General features: G+C 35.2%; 26 protein-coding genes. 15 read left to right on the top strand and 11 right to left on the bottom strand.

Annotated features, from left to right (window positions below; genetic code table 11):
- Window positions 1-65: 65 nt before the first annotated feature.
- The 3 genes from AC0ONG_RS02540 to AC0ONG_RS02530 all read right to left on the bottom strand — a co-directional run bounded on the left by AC0ONG_RS02540 (window position 66) and on the right by AC0ONG_RS02530 (window position 3,536).
- Window positions 66-1,337, bottom strand: coding sequence for a neutral/alkaline non-lysosomal ceramidase N-terminal domain-containing protein (locus tag AC0ONG_RS02540; protein ID WP_000034541.1), 1,272 nt, complete (start codon window positions 1,335-1,337; stop codon window positions 66-68).
- Window positions 1,338-1,445: 108 nt separating this feature from the next.
- Entirely contained in the window at window positions 1,446-2,861 is a 1,416-nt protein-coding gene (gene spoVR / locus AC0ONG_RS02535) for a stage V sporulation protein SpoVR (RefSeq protein WP_001202690.1), read from the bottom strand.
- 114 nt (window positions 2,862-2,975) lie between these two features.
- Window positions 2,976-3,536 (bottom strand): nitroreductase family protein, encoded by a 561-nt coding sequence (locus tag AC0ONG_RS02530; protein ID WP_086398169.1) that lies wholly within the window; start codon window positions 3,534-3,536, stop codon window positions 2,976-2,978.
- Between the two features lie 232 nt (window positions 3,537-3,768).
- Here AC0ONG_RS02530 and AC0ONG_RS02525 point away from each other — a divergent pair, with 232 nt between their 5' ends.
- The 13 genes from AC0ONG_RS02525 to AC0ONG_RS02465 all read left to right on the top strand — a co-directional run bounded on the left by AC0ONG_RS02525 (window position 3,769) and on the right by AC0ONG_RS02465 (window position 15,524).
- Window positions 3,769-4,365 (top strand): hypothetical protein, encoded by a 597-nt coding sequence (locus AC0ONG_RS02525; protein WP_000276997.1) that lies wholly within the window; start codon window positions 3,769-3,771, stop codon window positions 4,363-4,365.
- A 125-nt stretch (window positions 4,366-4,490) separates the two neighbouring features.
- A complete protein-coding gene (locus AC0ONG_RS02520; RefSeq protein ID WP_000467499.1) occupies window positions 4,491-6,008 on the top strand; it encodes a spore germination protein in 1,518 nt (505 codons plus the stop codon).
- Window positions 6,005-7,087: a Ger(x)C family spore germination protein gene (locus tag AC0ONG_RS02515; RefSeq protein WP_000756805.1), complete on the top strand. Its 1,083-nt coding sequence runs from the start codon at window positions 6,005-6,007 to the stop codon at window positions 7,085-7,087. Before AC0ONG_RS02520 ends, AC0ONG_RS02515 begins: the two co-directional genes overlap by 4 nt.
- A 16-nt stretch (window positions 7,088-7,103) precedes the next feature.
- Window positions 7,104-8,213, top strand: coding sequence for a GerAB/ArcD/ProY family transporter (locus tag AC0ONG_RS02510; protein WP_001092365.1), 1,110 nt, complete (start codon window positions 7,104-7,106; stop codon window positions 8,211-8,213).
- 45 nt (window positions 8,214-8,258) lie between these two features.
- Entirely contained in the window at window positions 8,259-8,771 is a 513-nt protein-coding gene (locus tag AC0ONG_RS02505) for a PCYCGC domain-containing protein (RefSeq protein WP_000761022.1), read from the top strand.
- 120 nt (window positions 8,772-8,891) lie between these two features.
- On the top strand, window positions 8,892-9,140 hold the full coding sequence (locus AC0ONG_RS02500) for a YhdB family protein (protein ID WP_001195459.1): 249 nt from the start codon (window positions 8,892-8,894) through the stop codon (window positions 9,138-9,140).
- A gap of 165 nt (window positions 9,141-9,305) precedes the next feature.
- Entirely contained in the window at window positions 9,306-9,725 is a 420-nt protein-coding gene (locus AC0ONG_RS02495) for a disulfide formation protein C (RefSeq protein ID WP_000532272.1), read from the top strand.
- A 12-nt stretch (window positions 9,726-9,737) separates the two neighbouring features.
- Window positions 9,738-10,190 carry a thioredoxin family protein gene (locus tag AC0ONG_RS02490; protein WP_474203510.1) on the top strand — a complete coding sequence of 151 codons (453 nt, stop codon included), beginning with the start codon at window positions 9,738-9,740 and terminating at the stop codon, window positions 10,188-10,190.
- Between the two features lie 72 nt (window positions 10,191-10,262).
- On the top strand, window positions 10,263-10,478 hold the full coding sequence (locus AC0ONG_RS02485) for a DUF1540 domain-containing protein (RefSeq protein ID WP_016078097.1): 216 nt from the start codon (window positions 10,263-10,265) through the stop codon (window positions 10,476-10,478).
- 117 nt (window positions 10,479-10,595) lie between these two features.
- Window positions 10,596-11,582 (top strand): LacI family DNA-binding transcriptional regulator, encoded by a 987-nt coding sequence (locus AC0ONG_RS02480; protein WP_001140399.1) that lies wholly within the window; start codon window positions 10,596-10,598, stop codon window positions 11,580-11,582.
- Window positions 11,583-11,716: 134 nt separating this feature from the next.
- Entirely contained in the window at window positions 11,717-13,093 is a 1,377-nt protein-coding gene (locus AC0ONG_RS02475) for a sucrose-specific PTS transporter subunit IIBC (RefSeq protein WP_000367316.1), read from the top strand.
- A gap of 17 nt (window positions 13,094-13,110) precedes the next feature.
- Window positions 13,111-14,586, top strand: a complete 1,476-nt coding sequence (scrB, locus tag AC0ONG_RS02470; RefSeq protein ID WP_000049745.1) for a beta-fructofuranosidase — start codon at window positions 13,111-13,113, stop codon at window positions 14,584-14,586.
- Window positions 14,583-15,524 carry a carbohydrate kinase family protein gene (locus tag AC0ONG_RS02465; protein WP_474203509.1) on the top strand — a complete coding sequence of 314 codons (942 nt, stop codon included), beginning with the start codon at window positions 14,583-14,585 and terminating at the stop codon, window positions 15,522-15,524. The genes scrB and AC0ONG_RS02465 overlap by 4 nt, the downstream gene beginning before the upstream one ends.
- 13 nt (window positions 15,525-15,537) lie before the next feature.
- Here the strand turns inward: AC0ONG_RS02465 and AC0ONG_RS02460 are convergent, their stop codons facing one another.
- The 3 genes from AC0ONG_RS02460 to AC0ONG_RS02450 all read right to left on the bottom strand — a co-directional run bounded on the left by AC0ONG_RS02460 (window position 15,538) and on the right by AC0ONG_RS02450 (window position 17,587).
- Window positions 15,538-15,789, bottom strand: a complete 252-nt coding sequence (locus AC0ONG_RS02460; protein ID WP_000834195.1) for a hypothetical protein — start codon at window positions 15,787-15,789, stop codon at window positions 15,538-15,540.
- Window positions 15,790-15,892: 103 nt separating this feature from the next.
- On the bottom strand, window positions 15,893-16,654 hold the full coding sequence (locus tag AC0ONG_RS02455; protein WP_033669406.1) for a L,D-transpeptidase: 762 nt from the start codon (window positions 16,652-16,654) through the stop codon (window positions 15,893-15,895).
- A gap of 66 nt (window positions 16,655-16,720) precedes the next feature.
- Window positions 16,721-17,587: an SDR family oxidoreductase gene (locus AC0ONG_RS02450; RefSeq protein ID WP_001136284.1), complete on the bottom strand. Its 867-nt coding sequence runs from the start codon at window positions 17,585-17,587 to the stop codon at window positions 16,721-16,723.
- Between the two features lie 201 nt (window positions 17,588-17,788).
- Here AC0ONG_RS02450 and AC0ONG_RS02445 point away from each other — a divergent pair, with 201 nt between their 5' ends.
- The gene (locus AC0ONG_RS02445; protein ID WP_000482710.1) at window positions 17,789-19,090 is read left to right on the top strand and encodes an NCS2 family permease; all 1,302 of its coding nucleotides are present in this window, start codon (window positions 17,789-17,791) and stop codon (window positions 19,088-19,090) included.
- A gap of 83 nt (window positions 19,091-19,173) precedes the next feature.
- Here the strand turns inward: AC0ONG_RS02445 and AC0ONG_RS02440 are convergent, their stop codons facing one another.
- The 3 genes from AC0ONG_RS02440 to AC0ONG_RS02430 form a co-directional block, all read right to left on the bottom strand.
- The gene (locus AC0ONG_RS02440; RefSeq protein WP_000432821.1) at window positions 19,174-19,377 is read right to left on the bottom strand and encodes a hypothetical protein; all 204 of its coding nucleotides are present in this window, start codon (window positions 19,375-19,377) and stop codon (window positions 19,174-19,176) included.
- A 126-nt stretch (window positions 19,378-19,503) separates the two neighbouring features.
- Window positions 19,504-20,358 carry a patatin-like phospholipase family protein gene (locus AC0ONG_RS02435; protein ID WP_000892695.1) on the bottom strand — a complete coding sequence of 285 codons (855 nt, stop codon included), beginning with the start codon at window positions 20,356-20,358 and terminating at the stop codon, window positions 19,504-19,506.
- Window positions 20,359-20,486: 128 nt separating this feature from the next.
- Window positions 20,487-20,948: a MarR family transcriptional regulator gene (locus tag AC0ONG_RS02430; protein ID WP_000384217.1), complete on the bottom strand. Its 462-nt coding sequence runs from the start codon at window positions 20,946-20,948 to the stop codon at window positions 20,487-20,489.
- A 140-nt stretch (window positions 20,949-21,088) separates the two neighbouring features.
- Here AC0ONG_RS02430 and AC0ONG_RS02425 point away from each other — a divergent pair, with 140 nt between their 5' ends.
- Window positions 21,089-22,270 carry an MFS transporter gene (locus AC0ONG_RS02425; protein ID WP_000748586.1) on the top strand — a complete coding sequence of 394 codons (1,182 nt, stop codon included), beginning with the start codon at window positions 21,089-21,091 and terminating at the stop codon, window positions 22,268-22,270.
- Window positions 22,271-22,292: 22 nt separating this feature from the next.
- Here the strand turns inward: AC0ONG_RS02425 and kdpDN are convergent, their stop codons facing one another.
- Complete coding sequence (gene kdpDN / locus AC0ONG_RS02420; protein WP_074790778.1) at window positions 22,293-23,447, bottom strand: KdpD-like non-kinase potassium sensor; 1,155 nt, start codon at window positions 23,445-23,447, stop codon at window positions 22,293-22,295.
- A 56-nt stretch (window positions 23,448-23,503) separates the two neighbouring features.
- A complete protein-coding gene (gene kdpC / locus AC0ONG_RS02415) occupies window positions 23,504-24,085 on the bottom strand; it encodes a K(+)-transporting ATPase subunit C (protein ID WP_001085562.1) in 582 nt (193 codons plus the stop codon).
- Window positions 24,086-24,090 lie beyond the last annotated feature (5 nt).

Here is a 24,090-nt window from a genome sequence, read left to right as displayed (position 1 = left end):
ACATTGACTTAATAAACTCAAACAATTATTTATATTCTTTACTCTGCTTTCAAAAATCTGTCTTATTAAAGCTTCACTTTATTACATAAGCCCGTAACCTTCTTCACAATCAGCTCCGCAGTATTTTTCTCCGGTGGCATCAATAAATTCGTAACAGGCCCATATACAACAGGATTTAATTCTACTTCATATCCACCATATGTAAACTCTTCCCTTGTCGGTAAATAACCAATATATCCATTCGTATATCCACCAAGAAAGGCTATTTCATTTTGAAGACTCTCTTTCACTTCTAACGCGGTTTCTGAAAAAGGTTCCATCGGTATACCAAAGAACATTCCATCATTAACTTGAAACAGTTGAACTTCTAAATCAATACGTAACTGCCGAATACCTTGCTTATATTTCTCTAAAACGATAGTAAGCCACTCGTCCGTGTTCACACCCCACTGCTTCTCCGCCAATTGAGCCATGCTTCGTATCTCATTCATTTCAGGAATATCTTTCAACTTCATTTGCATCATACTCGAAACTGTTCTTAAATTTACAATTGGACTATATGTAACTATTGGCAATATTGTTAATACATGTCCACTAAGTGTGTAAGCCATTTGTTTTACTGCTTCCCTTGAACCGCGATACTTCGCATTTACATTACCAGCAGCTCCTTGCACAATAATAACAGGGCAATTTACGATTTTCTCAAGAATCTCCCTCGTCATTCCAGGATAATCCGCTGATAATACATCGCTATCACCTTTTAAAACATTCGGATGCGCAGTACAAAATACAATAATCCCAGATAGCTCCTTCGTTTCAGCATTTCTTATTGCTAACATGCCAATTCGTTTATCTACAACACCCTCTATATTTGTTCCCATCTTTGCTCTTCCATCAGATGTTCTCTCTCTTCGGTTTATCCCAATATCACCTGTCGTAACACTCCAGCCAACTTCACATAGCCCCAAGTTATTATTTGCAGTAACAGCACCGTGCACTACATTATTTACTAAACTCGTTTTATACGACTTTACTAAAGCTTGCTCACCAACAGTTTCCGGACCAGAATGTGTATGTGTATAAACAACTGTTATTCGCTCAAATGGCACATGAAGCCTGCTAGCTACGCGCTCACGAATAATATTCGTATCTTCTACTAACATCCCAATATTATCAATGCTTATAAACACAGTTTTCATTTCATCTTTTTCAAATACAAAAACTGTCCCATAAATATGCTCTTCAATATTATTTATTCCTGTCTCTCTATGGTATCCAACAAAATCAATACCGACAGGCGGCGTAATATCTACCTTACATACCCCTATTTTGCTCATTTGAATCGCTCCATTTCTCTATATAACTCCCTTTCTTCAAGAATAGCATATTTAACTTTGCCCCAAATAAAAAAGAACGGACATAGCATTCTATGTCCATTCTTTTCATCACACATACTTCCGATGCACCATCTTCCCATCATAAGAAAACACAACGCCCTTACTTTCCACAATCGACTCCATATGCACCGTTCTTCCCCATAACTGATGAATGTATGGCAGTACTTTTTCTAAGTATTTTAAATCGAGCTCAATTCCTTCGTAACTATGTTTAATGTACAACTCTCCGTTCTTTAAGTAGTCACCATCTTCTACTACTAAGTACGGGAAGCCACCATTTGTACGCATATTTACGAGCTGATCACGTACATGTTCCCACTCTTTATCTATTACCTTATATTCTTTTCCTTGGCGTTGGAATAAGTACATATCTTCTCTCATTACGAGATCTTTGTTTAAGTAGTTCCTTAAGAATGATACATCCCATTCGATTTCGCGTACTTCAAAGATTTTGTCACGGCCAGATCCTGGTTTTACACCGCGTCGTTTCATTTCTTCTGTCGGGTTATTGTAGCGCTCCTCTATATCTTCAAACATTTTAATACCTAGGTAGTATGGGTTAATACTTGTTTTTGATGGTTGAACTACACCTGCATTAAGCTTTGCGAATTCAATCGCTTCAGAAGATGTTAAGTCCATTTCACGGAGTATGCGTTGATGCCAGTATGATGCCCAGCCTTCATTCATAATTTTTGTTTCAAGCTGCGGCCAGAAATATAGCATTTCCTCACGCATCATCGTTAATATATCTCGCTGCCAATCTTCTAGCTCACGGCTATATTCTTCAATGAAGAGGAGTAAATCTTTCTCTGGTTGCGGCGGAATTTTCTTCTTTTTATGCATATTAGGTCGTTCTCTCTTTTTGTTTCGATCATCTAAATTCCATAAGTCATCGTACTGTGATATCTTTTTCTTTTCTACATCCTCTTCTAAATCTTCAATACTCCACGCAAGTTTTGGACGCATAATCGATGGGTCAATATGCTCTTGAATGGCAAGTACGGCATCTAAAAATGTTTCTACCTCTGCTTTTCCGTACTTATGCTCATACGCTTTCACACGGTCCGCTGTTGCCGCCATACTTTCTACCATATCTCGCTTCGTATTTGAAAAACGAATATTATTTTTGAAGAAGTCACAGTGTGCTAAAACGTGCGCTACAATTAATTTGTTTTGAATTAACGAGTTCGTATCTAATAAAAAGGCGTAACATGGATCAGAGTTAATAACGAGTTCGTATATTTTACTAAGACCTAAATCGTATTGTAATTTCATTCTAAAAAACTGTTTTCCAAAACTCCAATGTGAAAACCGCGTCGGCATCCCATATGCACCAAATGTATAAATAATTTCCGCTGGACATATTTCATAACGCATCGGATAAAAATCAAGCCCAAATCCAGTCGCAATTTCCGTAATTTCCGCAATCGCATATTGCAGTGCTTTATCGTCACTTGCTCTCATTATTTTCCCTCCTTACACTTTCCCTTAAGAAAGTGTATGATGGAGAACAAGCTTTCATGAGGATTGATTGCATAATAAAAAGACACCCCCGCAAAAACGAGAATGTCTTATCTATTAACCTTCAATAATCTCCATCTTCTCCGTAATCGGAGTACGAGCTTTTCCTTCTGGTGCTTTATCGAAATAGCCAAGGTGAAGAATTCCAACGATACGTTGACCTCTTGTTAAACCAAGTCCTTCTATAAATAATGGATTATAGTTTAATCCGCCTGATTTCCAAACACAACCTAATCCACGTTCCCAAGCAAGCAGTTGGAAGTTTTGCATAAATGCACATGTTGCAGCGTAATCTTCGTCACGTTGAATTTGACGTGGATCTTCATTAATATAAACAACGATTTGTGCGGGCGTGCTTAAGAAACGATCTGATAAAATTTTGCCGCGTTTCGCTCTTTCTTCTTCTGTGAAAGAGTTTAATACTGCGTCTACTAATTTTTTGCGACCTTCTCCAATGTATAATTTACAATTCCATGGTTCACGGTGTTTATGATTCGGTGCCCACGTTGCGTCGTTTAATAGTTCAATTAATAACTCTTTATCTACAGCTTTATCTGTGAATGTACGTACAGAGCGTCTTTCTTTAATCAAATTTGCGATGGAAGTATATGTAGTCATATTTTTCTCTCCCTTATTTTTATCTATATGTATACATTTGTTATTGATATTGATTTTCAATTTCGATTATACCTTAGTTTTTTACTATTAATCAATGTTTTATGTTGGAAAACTTCTAAAAATGTCATTTAATACTGTGAATAAAAAAACTTAACTTGTTCACAAGTATTTCACATTTTATGGAAATGATATGTGTACAGTTTTCTACATTATCCATCTAGGAGGAGTTTATATGTACAAAAAAATCGCAGTAAGTATGACCATGGCAACATTATTATTCGGGGCAACCGTCTTCCCTACTTTCGCTGCCACGCCAAAAGAAGTAACATTGCACCATCATAAGCCTATTTCAGAAGAAGAAATGCAGTCGCTAGAAAAACTCGGCTACAACAAACATGAAATTTGGAGAGCTGCTCACATTGCAAGAATCAGTAAAAAAGAAATAAAAGACGTTTTAGCTTACTATAAGCAAAATAAATCTTGGGAGAAAACAGCCGAGCATTTCGGTGTAGATCCAAGTAAGCTGAAAAAACATCATATGAATAAAGAAACAAAGCAAGCACTGCTACAACAGTTAGCAACTATGCAAAAATCCACACCGGATCAGCTAAAACAAAAAATGAAAGAATATAACATCAAATTGCGTCACCTTACTGTGTTAACAATCATCTCTCAAAAAAGCAATACCCCTCTTGATGATGTATTAAAAATGAAAAAAGATGGAATGGACATGAAACAAATTGCCGAAAAATTAAATGTAAAAAGAGAAGATATACGGGCGGAAATGATGAAATTAGTGAAGTCTATTAAAGAACAAAAAACAAATTAAAATGCTAAAAAGGAAGAGCCATTCACCACTCTTCCTTTTCTTTATGAACTTTCAATTTTTAAGTATAAATTCCCGTCTTTCCCAAAAACTAACACAAGTAAATGATGTAAGTTAGGGGTGAGAAAATGTTCGGTTTATCATCTAAGAAATCAAAAAAGACTAATACAAAAACACTTTGTTCTATCCCAGAATTTATACAAACCATGAAAGAATCAAGCGATTTTGTCTCTTATAACATACTTAAAGATGAAACGTTGTGCTTATTTTATTATAAATCTGTCGTGGAAGCACTTATTATTAAACAATTCATTTTAACTCCTCTAAAAAAGGAATCGGAACAAATCCAAAACATCTCTGATTTATGTAATATCATCTCTATTGAAGACATTATTACCTCCCCTTCTATTGATGATATTCGTGAAAAATTATTAGGTGGATACATTTTAATACGATTAAAAAACAATTCGAATCCTGATCAATATGCTTTAATTCGTGCCGAAAGTACTGTTTTAGGAAAACGATTATATAACGATACAGAAAATGAGTATAGCGTAATCGGGCCTAAAATCGGTTTCGTTGAAAACCTTGATACAAATATACACTTATTACGTCGAAATATTGTAACTGAGCAACTCATCTTTAAAGAAGTTACCGTCGGATCTATATCAAAAACGAAAGTAGCAGTTGCTTATATAGAAGGAGTTACAAATGAACAATTCATCAACACCGCAATACAACGGCTAGAAGACATTGACTTTGATGTCCCATTTGATTCAACTATGATTGAGCAATTTATTAGTGATAATAGCAATTCACCTTTTCCTGTTCTATTACCTACAGAGCGATTAGATCGAGCTGTATTTGCGTTAATTAACGGGGAAGTTTTAATTTTAACAGATGGCTCTCCATATGCTTTATCAGGACCAACAACGTTACTGGATTTTTTCATTTCACCAGAAGATTATTATTTACCGTGGATGATTGGATCGTTCTTTCGTATTATTCGTTTTTTCGGAGCTATATTTTCTCTGTTTTCCTCCGCTATTTATACAGCGGCTTTAACATATCATTATCAAATGATTCCTGCCGATTTACTAGGTCCTATTATTTTCTCGAGAGCTAACGTACCTTTCCCTCCTATTCTAGAAGCACTCTTTTTAGAAATTACAATCGAATTGCTTCGTGAAGCGGGAGCGCGTTTACCGACAAAAGTCGGACAAACGATTGGAATTGTTGGGGGGATTGTAATTGGCCAAGCATCTGTTGAAGCGGCTTTGACAAGTACTATTTTACTAATTGCAGTTGCTTTATCCGCTCTTGCATCATTCACAACACCAACCGTAAAGATGTCTTCTACTATCCGGTTGTTACGCTTTCCGCTTATTCTTTTAGCCGGTGCATTCGGAGGATTAGGCCTTATTGTCGGATTTGTATTTATTTTAGCTCATTTAATTAAATTAAAATCACTTGGATCACCTTATTTATTACCTTTATATCCATTTCGTGGTTTAGGTACAGCAGAAGGTTTTCTTCGATTACCATTTAGTCAAACGGCACAAAGACCTTCTTTTCTTAGACCAAAATCAAAATGGCGCTATAATCCAAACAAATCGAAGCAAAAACGTGATGGTGAGAATGAATGAAAAAAGTTTTATTGCACCTTATCATTATCTTCTTCGTTTTACAAACTGGCTGTACACAAACGTATATAGTAGATGCACAGCGTATTATTCATATTGCTGGATTTGACATCACAAAAAACAAAAGATTCCAAGGAACTATTCTATTCCCAGAGTACACACATGGTGTAAAGTCTAAGCCAGAGACGCAAACAACATCTGCCCGTTCACTTGAAACAATTGCTTCACGATTGAATGCGAAATCTCCTCACAATGTTGTTGTAGGTCAAATGCGTGTCGTCCTATTTGGAAAAGCTCTAGGAGAACGCGGAATGGGAGAGATTATTACTAACTTACAACGTGACCCAAATATCGGGCGTGATGTACAACTAGCAATTGTAGATGGATCGGCTGAAGAGCTTTTAAATTACGGAAAAAAAAATGGGTCTTTATATATTGCTGATTTACTCGAACAAAATATAAGAAATGAGAACATTCCACAAACCACATTAAACATTTTTTTATATAATTATTACTCTTCTGTATGTGATGCCTATGTTCCTTATATTAAAATGGACGATAATCATTCTGTCGCTGTCAAAGGACTTGCCTTTTTAAAAGGCGATAAAGTCGTCATGTATACGGATAAAAGACATTCTGTTTTAGCAAAATTACTTATTAACCCTACGAAAAATGGACGTTACGAAGCTGCGATAACAAAGGATAAACATAAAGGCATGGTTGTTATACAAAACTTAGCTGGGGAAAATAAGTATGATATAGATCAATCTGGCGACATACCAAAAGTAAAAATCCATTTAAAATTAAATGGATTAATTAAAAACTCTCCTAATTGGATTGATTTAAGAAAAAAAACAAATATCAACTATATAAAAAAACAAATTGAACGAAATGTCGAAAAAGACTGTGAAGATTTAATAAAACAATTTCAAGAAAAGGAAATTGATCCTTTAGGAATACGAGATGAAATTAGAAGCCATACAAGAAAATGGAATATAAAACAAATTCGAAATATGTATAAAAATGTAGCGGTGGATATAAATTTAGATCTTAATATTGTACAATCTGGAATCGGAGAATAGTGAGGTGAAATAAGCAATGAATACAATAAATAAAACAAAGACAGTCTCTCCATATTTTGCATTTATTTTATTGCATTCTCTCCAGATTGGTATAGGAATTCTCGGATATCAACGTGTAATTTTAAAAAACGCTGGTTATGATGCCTGGATTTCTCTTATTATTGCGGGAATTGCAACTCATATTGTGCTGTTTTGTATGTTAAAAATGCTTGAAAAAGACGGAGATTTAATTAGTATCCATACAACAACCTTTGGAAAGTGGTTTGGCTCTATATTTTCTGTAATTTTCACTCTTTATTGCTTATTATTTTGCCTTACTGTTCTTCGTACATATATGGAAGTGATACAAGTTTGGATTTTCCCTACCATTAAGTTATGGAAACTTACGCTTATGTTTTTGTTAGTCACTTACTACATTATAAAAGGTGGCTTCCGTTCTGTGACAGGGATATGTTTTTGGGGTATTGTTCTTCCTATTTTCGTTGTATTCTTTTTAATCTATCCAATGAAATATGCTCATTTCCGTAATATTTTACCTATTTTTACACATTCACCTTTTGACATGCTTATATCTGCAAAACACTCTGCATTGGAATTTCTGGGGTTTGAAACAATTCTTATCTTTTATCCCTTTATTGAAAAAGGAAAATCTTTAAAACGATGGGCCCATGCTGGAATTGCTTTTAGCACCTTAATTTATGTAGTTTTAGCTATCGTATCCTTTATGTATTATAGTGAGGGTCAATTAAACCGTACTATTTGGCCTACTTTAACAATGTTAAAAATAATTAAAGTTCCTTTTATTCAGCGTTTTGAATATATTATTATTTTCGTTTGGTTTTTAATTATTTTACCAAACCTTTGCTTAACCATTTGGTCATCATGTCAAACGATGAAGCGTTCCTTTCATATTTCATTTAAATTTACATTACCGTTTTTTATTTTCATCATATTTTCAGCTTCTCTGCTTTTCACAAACCGTGAAAGTATCAATACATTAAATACCGTACTATCTCAAGCGGGTTTATATATTGTATACGCTTATATCCCAATTTTATTTCTATTTCATTCGCTAAGATGGCGTTTCAAAAATCAGTCGAAAAAATCTTCACCCGACACTCCATAATCTCTGATACAATTTGATTAATACATTTGTAAAGGGGACAAGCGAATGAAAAAGTATGTATTTTCTTTACTTGCAGTACTAAGCTTAATTCTTGCTGGATGCGGAAGTACTGGTACAAATGACAAAAAATCTTCTGAATCAAAAAAAGAAGAACATGACCATGCATCCCACACTCAACAAGCTGACATTCAAGAGAAAACAAAAGGAGTCGACACACTTCCGACCTTCCTAGATAAGCTTGATCCACAAATGAAAGATATTTACAGCGTCGCTGGGCAAAATGCAGAGCTATTAGATTGGATTCCATGCTATTGTGGTTGCGGTGAAAGTGTAGGACATAAAAATAATAAAAACTGCTTTATTCGTGAAATTAAAAAGAATGGTGAAGTTGTTTGGGATTCCCACGCAACGACTTGCGTCAATTGCCTAGAAATCGCAGTTGAATCTGCTTCCATGAAACAAAAAGGAAAATCAACGCTTGAAATTCGTAACTATATCGATAATAAATACAAAGAAGGCTATGGCAAACCAACACCTACGCCAATGCCAAAAGCTTAAAAAACGAGGGAATTCCTCGTTTTTTCTTTTCATTCTCTTTTTTTCTTAACAAATTCTTTCAAGTGTATTTCTCCTTACTTATCACACACTATATATAACTCTCGGTAAGGAGGGTACACAGTGCAAACATATAACGACTATGATAAAGCTCTCTATTACACGTATTGCTGTAATTGGGATAAGTTACTCGTTCTCATGGTTCAAACGAACGATCAATTATTTTCTAAGCGTATTGAGCATTTTTTACACGCTTATCAATACAGCAAAGAACTACCAGAAGTTGATAAACAACTGCAGCTCCTATTTCAATATATTGACCATGCATCCCAAAAGTCGCATGTAGAAGAAGTAGAGCAAATTCAAATGTAAAATATAGCGCTATTCTCTTTAGGAGAATGGCGCTTTTTTAAAATATTAATACCAATAAAAGTTTCCTCTTATAAAACTTTTATTGATAAACATATTTTTTCTTTCTTTTCTATACCACTTCATACTATAATTTAGTATGTAACTATTATAAGAGAGGTATAAAATATGGGACGAGAAAAAAAGCAAGAATATGCTTTACTTACCGCATGGGGAGCTTCTTTTGTCGCTACACTAGGAAGTCTGTACTTTTCCGAAATCATGAAATTTGAGCCTTGTGTCCTTTGTTGGTATCAACGCATTTTTATGTATCCATTCGTTTTATGGCTTGGTATTGCTGTAGCAAAGAAAGACTATCGCATCGCAAGTTATTCTTTACCAATCGCAACTATTGGCGCTTGTATTTCTTTATATCACTATGCAATTCAAAAAGTCGCAGCATTTTCAGCAGCTGGGGCAGCTTGTGGACGTGTACCATGTACGGGAGAATACATAAACTGGTTCGGCTTTGTGACAATCCCGTTTTTAGCACTTATCGGCTTTATTACAATCGCTGTTTGTAGCTTTATTGTCATTAAAAACAAATAAGGAGATGAAAGAATGAAAAAAATGCTTATATTTGGTGGTATTATTATCGCCTTGTTCGTGGCAATTTTTGCAGTAACACAAATGGAAGAAAAAAATGCTACTAGCCAAAAAATTGATAATTCTACTGAAAGTAAGACAAACGGTTCTGACTACTACACAAATAAAATCTCTCTTTCAGATCTTCAAAAGAACTTAAAAGAGAAAAAAGAAGAAACAGTATACTTTTATCAAACATCTTGCGTTCATTGCCAAAAATTATCTCCTGTCGTAGTGCCGATGGCTAAAGACTTGAACGTTGATATGAAAGTTATGGATATTGAAAAATTAGATGCTCCTTGGGATGAATATAAAATTCAAGGTACACCAACAATCATTCATTTTAAAGATGGCAAAGAAGTAAGCCGTATTAGCGGTGAACAGCCAAAAGACAAATTAAAAGAATGGCTTGAGCAAACGAAAAATTAACGAGAAAAGGAAACTCCTTCTACACATGAAATGGGCGTAAAATCCCACACTAATGTATAAGGAGGGGGTTTTATGCCAGAAGTAAGATGTTCTGTTTCCAACTGTTCTTTTTGGGGACAAGGTAACTTTTGTCAAGCAAGTGCAATCGTCGTTCAGCCTGATGCAGATGAAACTGGTCAAACTGAAAATGATTCATATACAGCTGCTGTTTTAACAAACGAGACGCTAGAAAGTTCTGTAGCAACGAGTGTAGAGACTTGTTGTCATACATTTAAGCCTAGATATTAACAATTATTCCACCTCATATACGTGAGGTGGTTTTTTCTTTCCCTCTTCTTGTTTACGTCATCTCTAATTCTCCCTATAATAAAGTTAACATTTTTATGAATACGAAGGTGAAATACTATGGCTAAAACAATTGCAGATATCGCCAAATTGGCTGGAGTTGCAAAAAGCACAGTCTCTCGTTACTTAAACGGCGGATATGTAAGTGATAAAACAAAACTTAAAATCGAAGGTATTATTCAGGAAACAAATTTCTCTCCCAATACATTTGCTCAAAGTTTAAAAGCAAAAACAACAAATTTAATTGGTGTCATCATCCCCCGATTAGACTCCTTCGCTACAATGAAAACACTTATCGGGATTGATAAAACATTACAGGAAAATAACTATCAAATGCTTGTAGCAAATGCAAATCAAACAACCGAAACTGAAATACAAGCTATGGAAAACTTTATAAAACAAAGAGTAGCTGGCATTATTTTATTAACAAAAACATTAACGAATGAACATCAAAAAATTATGGCTAATTCAAACATCCCTATTTTATTCGTCGGGCAAGAATATAAAGATCAATATTGCCTCGTTCACGATGATTATGATGCAGCTTATGAGTTAGGGGCATACGTGTTATCACAAGGTCATCGACATATTGCCTATTTAGGGATAGAAAAAGATGATATTTCTGTTGGAATAAATCGAAAAAATGGTTTTCAAAAAGCAATTGAAAATTTAGAACCGGCTTGCAACGTTTCATATTACGAAACAACTTTCCGCATAGAAGATGCCATGAAACAAGTACAACATATTTTAGATAATAATCGCCCAACTCTTATCGTATGTGCTACAGATAACATCGCTCTTGGCGCAATGAAAGTGATTCACTCCCACTCCCTTTCTGTACCAGGTGATATTTCTGTAACAGGATTCGGTGGATATGATATTTCAGAAATGGTACACCCTAGCTTAACGACAATTGCGTTTGACTATGAGTATGCTGGAAAGCTTGCTGCCACTTCTCTTTCACAGCTTGTTGAAAACAAAACTATACCAAAAATATTACACTCTCGTTATACATTAAAAATCCAAGAAAGCGTTGACAAAATATAAAGGCGCTCTATAATAAAATTAAAACCGGTTCCACATTTTAAAAACAGGATTTTCAACATCATTTCCCTGTTTTTTATTTTAACTTATTGCGGAACCGGTTCCACAAGAGAAATTTATAGTAAGGGGGAATTTTTATGGATATGAAACAAATTGCAAATCAAGTATTACAGAACATTGGTGGAAAGGAAAACATTGTTCGTGCCACACATTGCGCGACTCGCCTTCGTCTTATATTAAAGGATGATACGAAAATAAACGCTGCAGAAATCGAAAACATCGATGGAGTAAAAGGTGCTTTCGCAACGACCGAGCAATATCAAATTATTTTTGGAACTGGCATAGTAAACAAAGTATATGATGAATTCTCAAAACTAATTGGAATAGCCGAACTAGATTCTACAACATCAAACGATATACCTAAGAAAAAAATGAATCCTATCGCCCGCCTAGCAAAGACACTATCCAATATTTTCGTTCCAATTATTCCAGCTATCGTCGCAAGCGGTTTACTTATGGGTCTACTCGGAATGTTGAAAGCGTTTAAATTAGTTCCTGGAGATCACTCACTTATCCAATTACTTGATATGTTCTCAAGTGCAGCTTTCATTATTTTACCTATTTTAATTGGAGTAAGTGCCGCTAAAGAATTTGGTGGAAATATTTTCTTAGGGGCAGTTGTTGGTGGTATATTAACTCACCCAAGCTTAACAAATCCTTGGACTCTTTCAAATGCAAAACCAACTGTTTTACATTTCCTTGGCATGGATATTGATATGATTGGCTATCAAGGTACTGTTTTACCTATTTTATTATGCGTATACGTTATGAGTACAATTGAAAAAGAACTTCGAAAACGTGTTCCGAACTCTTTAGATTTATTAGTTACACCATTCTTAACAATTATTATAACTGGCTTTTTATCACTTATTATTATTGGACCAATTGGATATAAAATCGGTGACGGTATTACGTACCTTTTAAATACAATTTATCAATTTGCAGGACCAGTAGCTGGTCTTATATTCGGTGGTCTATATTCAACAATTGTTCTTACTGGCTTACATCATAGCTTCCATGCTATTGAAGCAGGCTTACTCGCAAATAAAGATATCGGTGTCAATTTCTTACTCCCTATTTGGTCAATGGCGAACGTTGCACAGGGCGGCGCTACTTTAGCTGTCTATTTCAAAACAAAAAACAAAAAAACGAAAGAAATTGCAATTCCGGCAGCAGCTTCAGCATTTTTAGGAATTACAGAACCAGCTATTTTTGGTGTCAATTTAAAACTAGGTAAACCATTTATTGCAGCAGCTATTGGCGGCGCAATTGGAGGCGCTTACGTTGTTTGGATGCAAGTAGCAGCTAACGCATACGGTTTAACAGGTATTCCGATGCTTACAATTGTTGCACCTCTTGGCATGATGAACATGATTCACTATATAATTGGCTTCGCTATTGCAGTTATCACTGCTTTTGTTGCCACATTCATTTTATATAAAGAAAGTAAATAATAACGGGGTGAAAACCTATGTCAAAATATAAAACAATACTGCAATCTAATAAAGACGAATTACATTCTTTATATGAAATTGCAAACCAAGATTCATGGAAACCAATTTATCATATCCATCCACCATTTGGATTAATGAATGATCCTAACGGTGTATCATACTACAATGATGAATATCACGTTTTTTATCAATGGTATCCATTTGGTCCCATTCATGGAATGAAGCATTGGGGACATGTGAAGTCAAAAGACCTTATTAACTGGGAGCGTATGCCTGTAGCCATCATCCCTACTGAAAGCTATGAATCACACGGTGCATATTCTGGTAGTGCTATCGTAAAAGATGGCCTTCTTCATTTACTTTATACAGGGAATATAAAAAATCCTGATGATTCCCGTGATGCAAAACAATGTATGGCAACAATGGATTCACAATATACGATGACGAAATATAGTAATAATCCTGTTATTGATATAATTCCTGACGGATATACAAAACATGTACGTGATCCAAAAGTCTGGAAACATAATGATATGTACTATATGTTACTCGGTGCCCAACGTGAAAATACAACAGGAACTCTATTACTATACAAATCACAAGACCTATACAATTGGCATTTCCAAGGCGAAATTACAACAAATTTAAAAGAATTTGGATTTATGTGGGAATGCCCCGATTACTTCCAATTATCAGGGAAAGATGTACTTCTCTTTTCACCGCAAGGAATTGAAAAAGACGGAGAAAACTTTCACAATGTATACAATGTCGTTTATGCTATAGGTCATTTCGATATTAAAAATTTATATTTCCATATTGATTCCTATTACGAAGCTGATAAAGGATTCGATTTTTATGCCCCTCAAACTTTAGAAGACGCTACTAGTCGTCGCCTATTATTTGCTTGGGCAGGATCAAGTGAAATCACATATCCTTCTGATGATTATATGTGGGCTCATTGCCTAACACTTCCACGTGAATTAACATTAGAAGATAACATCATAAAACAAAAACCAGTTTCAGAATTAACAAAACTACGAACAACAAAAAAAGACATTTCAGGAGATATAACAGCTGGATTAAATGTATTATCAACGCTTGATGATGAAGGCTCCTATGAATTAATTGTTACACTTAAAACAGAAGATGCAAAGCGTTTTGGGCTTTCTCTCTTCCACAATGAGGAGGAATGTTTCCCCATTACATTTAATCGGGAACAAGGTACTATTTCTATAGACAGGGGCAACTTCTACCATCAATTTGGCGGAGAATATGGATTTGAACGCTGTAAAAAAATCGATATTCAAGATACGATAGAACTACAAATATTTGTAGATAAAAGCATCGTGGAAATTTTCTTATACGATGGTTCAACAGTCTTTACGTCCCGAGTTTTTCCTCGAAAAGACATGAAACATCATATCGCAATCTTTTCAGATGCAAAACTAAACTTTACCATCACACAATATAAGCTGAAAAGAGGGATTGTATGAGAAATGTCTTTTGTATAGGTGAACTATTAATTGATTTTGTGTGCCGAAATACTAACGTTTCTTTAGTAAACGGTTCAGATTTCGAAAAAAAAGCTGGTGGAGCACCCGCTAACGTTGCTGCTGCGATTACAAAATTAGGTGGACACGCTACATTTATGGGGCAAGTAGGAAACGACCCATTTGGTGAGTTTCTTGAACAAACTTTAGAGCGTGCGCAAGTCGATACATCCATGCTCATAAAAGATAAACAAACAACACTTGCATTCGTATCCATCGATCAAGATGGCGAACGTGATTTTACTTTTATGCGTGGTGCAGATGGTGAATATCAATTCAATAGCATTGATTTATCAAAAATACACACAAATGATTTAATACATTTCGGTTCAGCGACAGCTTTACTATCAAGCCCATTAAAAGAAACGTATTTCCAGTTGTTACAATATGCGAAAGATAACGGCCATTTTATTTCTTTTGATCCAAATTATCGAAGTGCACTCATTACAAATACAGAACAATTCTCTCAAGATTGTCTAACCTTTATAAAACATGCACACTTCGTAAAAGTAAGTCAAGAGGAAGCTACTATGCTCTCTAAAGAAAGTGATTTACAACAAGCTGCACTCAAATTATTAAATTATGGCGCAAAAGTAGTAGCTATTACACTTGGAAAAGACGGTACCCTTCTTGCGACAAATGAAGGTCAAACCATTGTCTCTTCTATTTCCATTCAACAAGTCGATACAACTGGTTCTGGTGATGCTTTCGTTGGAGCAATGTTATATCAGATTGCCCAAAGTGAACATACACTTTCGTATCATTTCAAAGACTTAACAGCGTTTATCTCCTTTGCAAATAAAGTAGGCGCTATCACATGTACAAATTACGGTGCAATTGCCTCTCTTCCATCATTAACAGATATAAAAGCATACGATTAATCGTATGCTTTTTTTACATCCCTCTCCAAAAATCATGCATAATAAAAAAGTACAAAATAACGAGAACGGCCGTCCCGCATAGGGTAATGCGCCGATATATACTCTTCTCTCCTTCCCTCGCTTTCACAAACGCCCAAATAAATCCGAAGAATAATATTAAATCAACATATGGAACATAAAAAGAAAAGACGAGAAACGCATATAAATACACGATAAATAAACAGGTCGTTACTAAGAAAACTTTAAACGCAAATTCACTTTTCATAATATAACCGCCCCCTATCTGTACTGTATTATATTCAGCAAAATACAATAGTTGCAGTTAAACTCCAAGTATAAATAAGCTACCGTCTATAATACGGTAGCCATTACGGAACATTGTATTTCCGTTTATATATATTACTTAAAATCGAAGAAGGAATTTGCTCGTAACGAATTTTCTCTCCTGTTTCATCTATAATATACGAATTGTTTCCTATATAATATATTCCATCTTTTCGTTTTGAGTACACTGGATATCTTTCATTTGGCAATACCGTTTTCACTTTCGTTAACTGTCCATTTGGTTCTTGCCAATATATATCCGCGCGGTCTACTAGCGTAAGTACTCCAATTTGTTCTTCTTCTATTTTTCGACCATTCCAGCTCACAACGCGATAACCAAGCTTATTCGCTTCATATTCGGGACTCGTATGAAAACGAGAAATGATTACTTTTGTTTGTAATTGTACTCGGTCATATAACCATTGTATATCCCTGTCATGCATGCGAATACAACCATTTGATTCCCTACTTCCAATCGTCCATTCCCGATTTGTCCCGTGAATCGCATATTCATTCTTATCTAGTCCCAGCCACCTCGTACCGAGAGGGTTATTCGGTGCACCCCCAGGTATTTTTTTTCGATGGTATTCTTTATTTTTAAATTTAGTTATAATACAAAAGTTACCTTCAGGCGTAGGTGTACGCTCTCTTCCAGTCGTTACTGGAAATGTTTTTGTGTAATTTCCATTTTCAAAAAAAGACAACTGGTTTGTCGTAAGATTTACTAATATTAAATGATCTGTATTAGCAAAAGCACTAACCGGTAGGATGAAAAATAATAGTATGACGAAACATGACTTTTTCAGCTATATCCCCCCTAGTGCTCACTATAATAAGTGGAATTAACATTACTTTGCTCTTATAAATGAAAACTATCCATTTACAATAACTCCCCCATTTACATGTATCATTTGTCCGCTAACATAGGATGAATCACTAGACGCTAAATATACATATGCTGGCGCTAATTCATATGGTTGACCAGGTCTTTGCATCGGAACATTGCTCCCAAACTGTGATACTTTTTTCTCATCAAAGCTTGATGGAATAAGTGGTGTCCAAATTGGTCCTGGCGCAACACCATTTACACGAATCCCTTTTTGCACTAACGATTGGGAAAGTGATCTTGTAAAAGCTACGATTGCCCCTTTCGTTGCGGAATAATCAATTAAAGTTTCATTTCCTTCGTATGCAACGATAGACGCTGTATTTATAATGACATCACCTTGCTTTAAATGAGAAAGTGCGGCTTTCGCAACGTGAAAATAAGAAAAAATATTAATACGAAAAGTCTTCTCTAGCTGTTCTGCTGTAATATACTCTAAGCCTTGCTGCGGATATTGCTGCGCGACATTATTTACCAAAACCTGTAAACTACCTAACTGCTGGACGGTCTCTTGAACAACATCTTTACAATGCTGTTCATCACTTAAATCACCCGGCAACAATACACACTTTACACCTTCTTTCTCAACATATTGCTTCGTCTCATTAGCATCCCCCTCCTCATCTAAATACGCAATCGCAATATTTGCTCCCTCTTTCGCAAAAGCGATGGAAACAGCTCGTCCAATTCCGCTATCTCCACCTGTAATTAATACATTCTTTCCTTTTAACTTTTCGCTTCCTTTATAATTGGGATCTTCAAACTGCGGTAGAGGATTCATTAATGATTCAATGCCAGGCTGTTTATTTTGATGTTGCGCCGGCATTGTTACAAAGTTTTTTTGCTGTGGCATAGCTTCTTTCAACTCCTTTTTCTTATAATGTGCATAATAAAAACTGGAATTCGCACATCATATTACGATTAATATTCGAATTTAAGACACAAAATATGAATTGTTGTAAACTTTTTATGCAAAACTATTGCAAAATAGTTAAAAAACGAATATTATATATAACTGTTGTGAAAATTATTCGTAAACAGAAAGGATGTTTATATGTTTAACCTTTCAAAACATAAAACTTCTATTAAAACTGAAATTATGGCAGGTATTATTACCTTCTTAACAATGGCATATATCATTGTCGTAAACCCTGTCATCCTTGGGGATGCAGGTGTTCCATTTGAACAAGCATTTACAGCAACAATTATTGCTGCTGTTGTCGGAACATTATTTATGGCAATCTTTACAAACTTACCAATCGCAATCGCGCCAGGTATGGGATTAAATGCTTACTTCTCTTACTCTGTTGTAAAAGCACATGAAGGCATGACTTTCGCAATTGCATTCTCTGCTGTATTCGTAGCAGGTATGATTTTAATTTTGCTATCATTTACATCTTTCCGTACAAAATTAATGGAAGCAATTCCTGAAAACTTAAAACATGCAATTACTGCTGGTATCGGGCTATTTATCGCCTTTATCGGTTTACGTTTAACAGGTATCGTTACAAAAAATGATGCAAACTTAGTTGGACTTGGTGATCTTCACTCTGCTCCAGTTCTACTAGCATTAGCTGGACTTGGAATTACTATTATCCTTATGTCTTTAAATGTAAATGGCGCACTATTTATCGGCATGCTATTAACTGGTATTATCGCTTTCTTCACAGGACAATTAACATTCTCAAATGGTGTTACATCAATGCCTGGATTACCAGAAGGAATTATCGTTTCAAATCCAATTACTGCTGTATCTGATGTAATTAACTACGGATTGTACGGCGTTGTATTTTCATTCTTCCTTGTTACATTGTTCGATACAACAGGTACATTACTTGGGGTAGCTCAACAAGGTGGATTTATGAAAGATGGGAAACTTCCAAAAGCTGGACGAGCTCTTCTATCTGACTCATTCTCGGCAACAATCGGTTCTATGTTCGGAACAACACCATCAACAGCTTACATTGAATCTTCTGCTGGCGTTGCAGCTGGTGGTCGTACTGGTTTAACAACTGTTACAGTAGCTGTTCTATTCGCACTAGCAGCATTCTTTGGACCATTAGTAAGTGCCGTTTCTGGTGTATCAGCTATTACTGCCCCATCATTAATTATCGTTGGTAGTCTTATGATGGGTTCAGTTCGCCACATCGATTGGGACGCATTTGATGAAGCATTCCCAGCATTCTTAGTAATATTAAGCATGCCACTTACATCAAGTATCGCAACAGGTATCGCACTTGGATTTATTTCATACCCACTTATGAAAGTAGCAAAAGGTAAATTCCGTGCTGTTCACCCACTTGTGTATGTATTTGGAATTTTGTTTGCTTATCAATTAATTTTCTTACCACATTAAAATCCCTCATAAAGAGGGATTTTTTATTTATAAAAGAAAAGTAGAGCATCGAAATTAGATGCTCTACTTTTCTTTTGTTACTTTTAACACTTCTCATTTACTTGTAATTCTTTACTGTACTTTTGAATGAACACTGACGAAATAACCATTACCATCCCTACACTCAACCCAATAAGCTGATCTAGTAGCATTTCATCATGAATGAACCAGCGCAGTAAAAATACACCACCAAAAATAAGCAACATAGTAAATCCAGTATGTCTAAGACCTTTATATACATTTTCCATATGTATCACCTCTTCACATACTTTTATCCATATTATACCATAATCTAAAAACGTGTATAACCAACATTCGGTATTGAAACCAATAATAAAAAGACTGCAGAGAACTCCATCTCCACAGCCTAATTATTATTTTTGCAAAAACGCCTGCAAATCTGCAAACTGTCTCTTTGCATCTTCATAGCCTTGCTCATATAGATTTTGTAGTTTTGCTGTATCTTTTTCCATACGATCTACTTGAAGCGGCACTTCTGGACGAATAACAAATAAATTCCCAGCTTGTTCTTCTTTTTCAATGTAGTGAAGTGTTTCATTATACACTTCATAACGATTCAGCATCGTGTTAACAAGGTTCGGATATTTTTTATAAGCTTTCGCTGCAACCCATCCAAACTTTGATTTTTTCTTCGCGTAACCATGATTTCTCGTTAAAATAACGACTGATTTTTTAAAACCATCTTCCTGTGCTTTACGAACTGGAATTGGATCCGAAATCCCGCCATCTAATAATTGCTTACCACGGTAATTTACTACAGGTGCAATGAAAGGCAATGAACTAGATGCTTGTAATAAATTTAGTGCATCATCATTCGTTCCTTCTTTTTCAAAATAAACAGACTGTCCTGTTTCACAATCTGTCGTTCCTACAAGGAAACGCTCTTGGCTATTAAAGTATGTTTCAAAATCAAACGGAACATGCTTTTCTGGAATCTCATGAAAAATGAACTCCATATCGAATAACTGGCGTTTTCTCCATAAATTTTTATACGATAAGTATTTTGGGTGTGATGCATAATCAATATTTACTGTTTTATTTCTATTTCTTTGTCTGGAAAGATACGACGCTGCATGACAAGCACCAGCTGATACACCGATTACATATGGAAAATATAAATCTTGTTCCATAAAGTATTCTAATATCCCGCCCGTGTACACACCACGCATACCGCCGCCTTCTAATACTAACCCCGTATTTTCAAGCATGTTACTCTCTCCTCTATATATATTGACTCTTTAATTATTCACCATGTTAAGTATCTTTTTCTATTATATATGAGTTCTTTCAGAAATTATATTCAAAAGACTTGAGAAAAAGGAGTTTTTTCTTCCAATTATATTTCCAAATGGTTGGAGACATCCTTTATAAATCTTTGAATAAAATCTTGCTCTTCTTTCGTATATCTATCTAAAAATAACAGCCACTTTTCTTCAGCTTGTTTATGTAATTTATCATGAGCTTTATATATTTCATTTCCGCTTTCCGTTAAACGGAAGAAGATTTCTTTTTGATTATCTAACATTTGCATCTTCTCAACGAATTTCTTTTGAAACAACTTTGTACAAATTTTAGAGATTGCACCCTTCGTCATTCCCATTTCTGTCGTAATAGCAGTTACATTCATCAAACCATTTTTCCCGATACACTCGATCACATGTAACTCAGATAAAGACATACCACTTATACCTGTCTCACGAAGAAATTTCTCATTTTGCCCTTTCAAATGTTCTTCTTTTTTATGCAAAAGTGTACGAATGTCCGAAAGTATTTCCATTTGTTTCGTTGCATAATCCAATCCGTTCGCCTCCTGAGTTTCTAAAGAAACAAATTAACTATATACCATTTTAAAATCATTTTTTCATATTTACAAGTGAGAAAATCATGTTAAAATAAATTTAGTTTCCGAGGAAACTAAATGACAAGGAGGTTAACAAGATGAAAAAATCCAAAATACATTTCATTTTATATGTCGTCTGTATGAGTGCCTTACTCGGTTCCTTCGCTCAAAATATTTACACGCCTATCTTACCGATGATTCAAGGTTCTTTTCACACTTCTCTTTATCTTGTAAATGTAACAGTTTCCCTTTTCACATTCGTTCTTGCGATTATGCAGCTCATATATGGACCTTTGATTGATACAAGAGGGAGAAAATCTGTCCTTATCCCTAGTTTGATCATTAGTACAATTGGTTCAATCGGATGTGCTTTTTCAGCGAACATATATGTATTTCTATTTTTCAGAGCTGTTCAAGCTATAGGAATAGCAGCTATACCTGTAGTAGCAGCAACGATTATCGGCGATTTATTTGAAGGAAAAGAACGAGGAGAAGCAATGAGCCTGTATCAAATGTTACTTGCTCTTGCACCTGCGATCGGCCCTCTCATTGGTGGTTATCTAGGCAGTATAAATGGCCACGTATCCGTATTTCTCTTTTTATCTATACTTGGCATTCTCTTATTAACGATAAATATTTCACTACTTCCAGAAACAAAACCAACTGTAAGTAAACAACCGCAAGCAAAAAAGAATTACTGGTTTATCTTAAAAAATAAAACTGGATTTTCTATTACTCTTATTGGCTTCATTCAATTTTGTATTTACTTTTGCTTCCTCGTTTTTTTACCGAGCATTTTAACAAATTCATTTCACTTAACTGCAAGTAAAATTGGCCTTATATTTGTACCAATGTCCCTTTCTATTATGTTAGGAAGTTATTGCTACAAGCTTTTGCAAAAACGCCTCACAACAAAGCAAGCTTTATTCATCACTAGTTTCTTCAATATTATATGTGTCACTTTATTCTCTTTCACATATAGCATCAATATCCCATTCACCATTATCGTTACATCTTTATACGGTTTTAGTATGGGACTTTCTATGCCAACTCACACTACTTTATTAACGGAAGAATTCGTACAAGAACGCGCAACAGCCATCGGTATGTATAACTTCATACGCTATCTCGGTATGGGCACAGGGCCACTTGTAGGTGGATTTCTTGTATTTAATCAAAATTACTTTTGGATTTTCTTCCTAGGTGCAATTACATTTCTATTTATCATTTTATGCGCACTGAAAATGCTACGTTTTCAGGCTGTACAAAAAGCAAAATAGAGACCTATAGATGGTCTCTATTCTAAACTCTTTGATCTGCAACGATATGAATATCAATATACTTCGTTTCTCTCATAATTTCATTTACAATTGAACCTTTTCGAATTTCTTCCCACCTTGTTCTTGCTGATTGTCCGAGTAAAATTTGCGTTACTTGTAGTCTTTTCGCAACTTCAATAATAACATCCGCTGGCTTTCTTCCTTTTGCCTCTTCTAAAACAAAACTCGCATCAAATTGATTCGTTAACGACTTCCACTCTTCAATCGTCTGCTTTTTCCCAGCTGAAATAGAATCTATATTTTCCCTCTCAACGTTTAATACGTACAATTCAGCATTTAACCGATCAGCCATGCGCCATCCCCGTCGTATTAATTTCTCCGCTGTCGAACTGTATTGTACACAAACAAGAATTTTTTCTTTTACACCAATCGGTTCTATTACTGTTTGGCTAATTTTCTCGTCCATATCATCTGCCACTTCCCGAAGTGATAATTCTCTTAGTGCCCCTAAATTATTAAGCGTAAAGAAATTTTGTAAGCTTTGCTCTATTTTTTCTTCCTTATATATCTTTCCATCTATTAACCTCTTCCTTAATACTTCCGGCGTTGCATCAACGAGCTGAATTTCATTTGCTTTTTGTAAAATAAAATCTGGAATACGTTCTCGCACTTTAACATTCGTAATTTGAGCAACAATGTCATGAACACTTTCTAAATGTTGAATATTAAAAGCTGATAAGACGGATATACCGGCATCTAGCAATTCCTGTACATCCATATAACGTTTCTTATTTTTAGATCCAGGAATATTGCTATGCGCAAGTTCATCCACAACAACGACTTGCGGTGCACGTTTTATAATTCCTTCCACATCGAGTTCATAAAATACTTTCCCTTTATACTCTATTTCTTTTAAAGGAACTTTTTCTAAATCAGCAATTGCTTCTTCCGTCTCTTTTCTACCGTGCGTTTCAATTAAACCAATTACAATATCCGTACCATCCTTTTTCATTTCTCTTGCATCAAAGAGCATTTTATAACTTTTTCCTACTCCTGGAGCCGCTCCTACATATAACTTTAACTTCCCGCGGTTTTGCTGACGAATATATTCTAAATACTCTTCTGGTGTTCGCCTTTGAAAAGTTGGTTTATAGTCATCCGCATACAAAACACTCACAACCTTTCTTTCGAAACAACGCTACCTCAATCCGTTAGATTGAGGTAGCGTTGTTTCTATTTCAGTAGTTTCTGCAATTCTAAATTTAACTTTAAAACGTTTACGCGGTTCTCTCCAAATAAGCCAAGTGCAGCACCTTCTGTTTGATCTTTAATCAACTGATTTAGCGTTTCTTTCGGAATATTCGTTAATTTAGAGATACGATCCACCTGCACAGAAGCTGCCTGCGGACTAATATCAGGATCTAGCCCTGAACCTGAATTCGTCACTAGATCAATCGGCACTTCTGTTACCGGAACAGCCCGATTTTGTTTCTTCCACTCTTCAATACTTTTCTCTACTCGTTTCTCTAAATCTGGATTAGATGGTGCATAGTTATTTGAACCAGATGCTTCAGCCTTATATTCAATACTAGAAACACGCCCTTGAAAATAACGTGGATCCGTGAAGTTTTGACCAATTAATTTAGAACCAATCACTTCATTTTTATCATTATATATTAGACTTCCATCCGCATTATCCTTCATTACTGCTTGTGCAATACCAGTAACAATAAGCGGATATACAAGCCCGCACAACACTAAAAATGTAAAAGTAATACGGATAATTGGTGATAGTATACTTTGTTTCTTCGCCATCTTTT

The organism is Bacillus sp. TCT6 (genome assembly GCF_056033845.1).
Note: the sequence above shows the minus strand (reverse complement) of the source record. Positions and strands in the feature narration are given on the sequence as shown.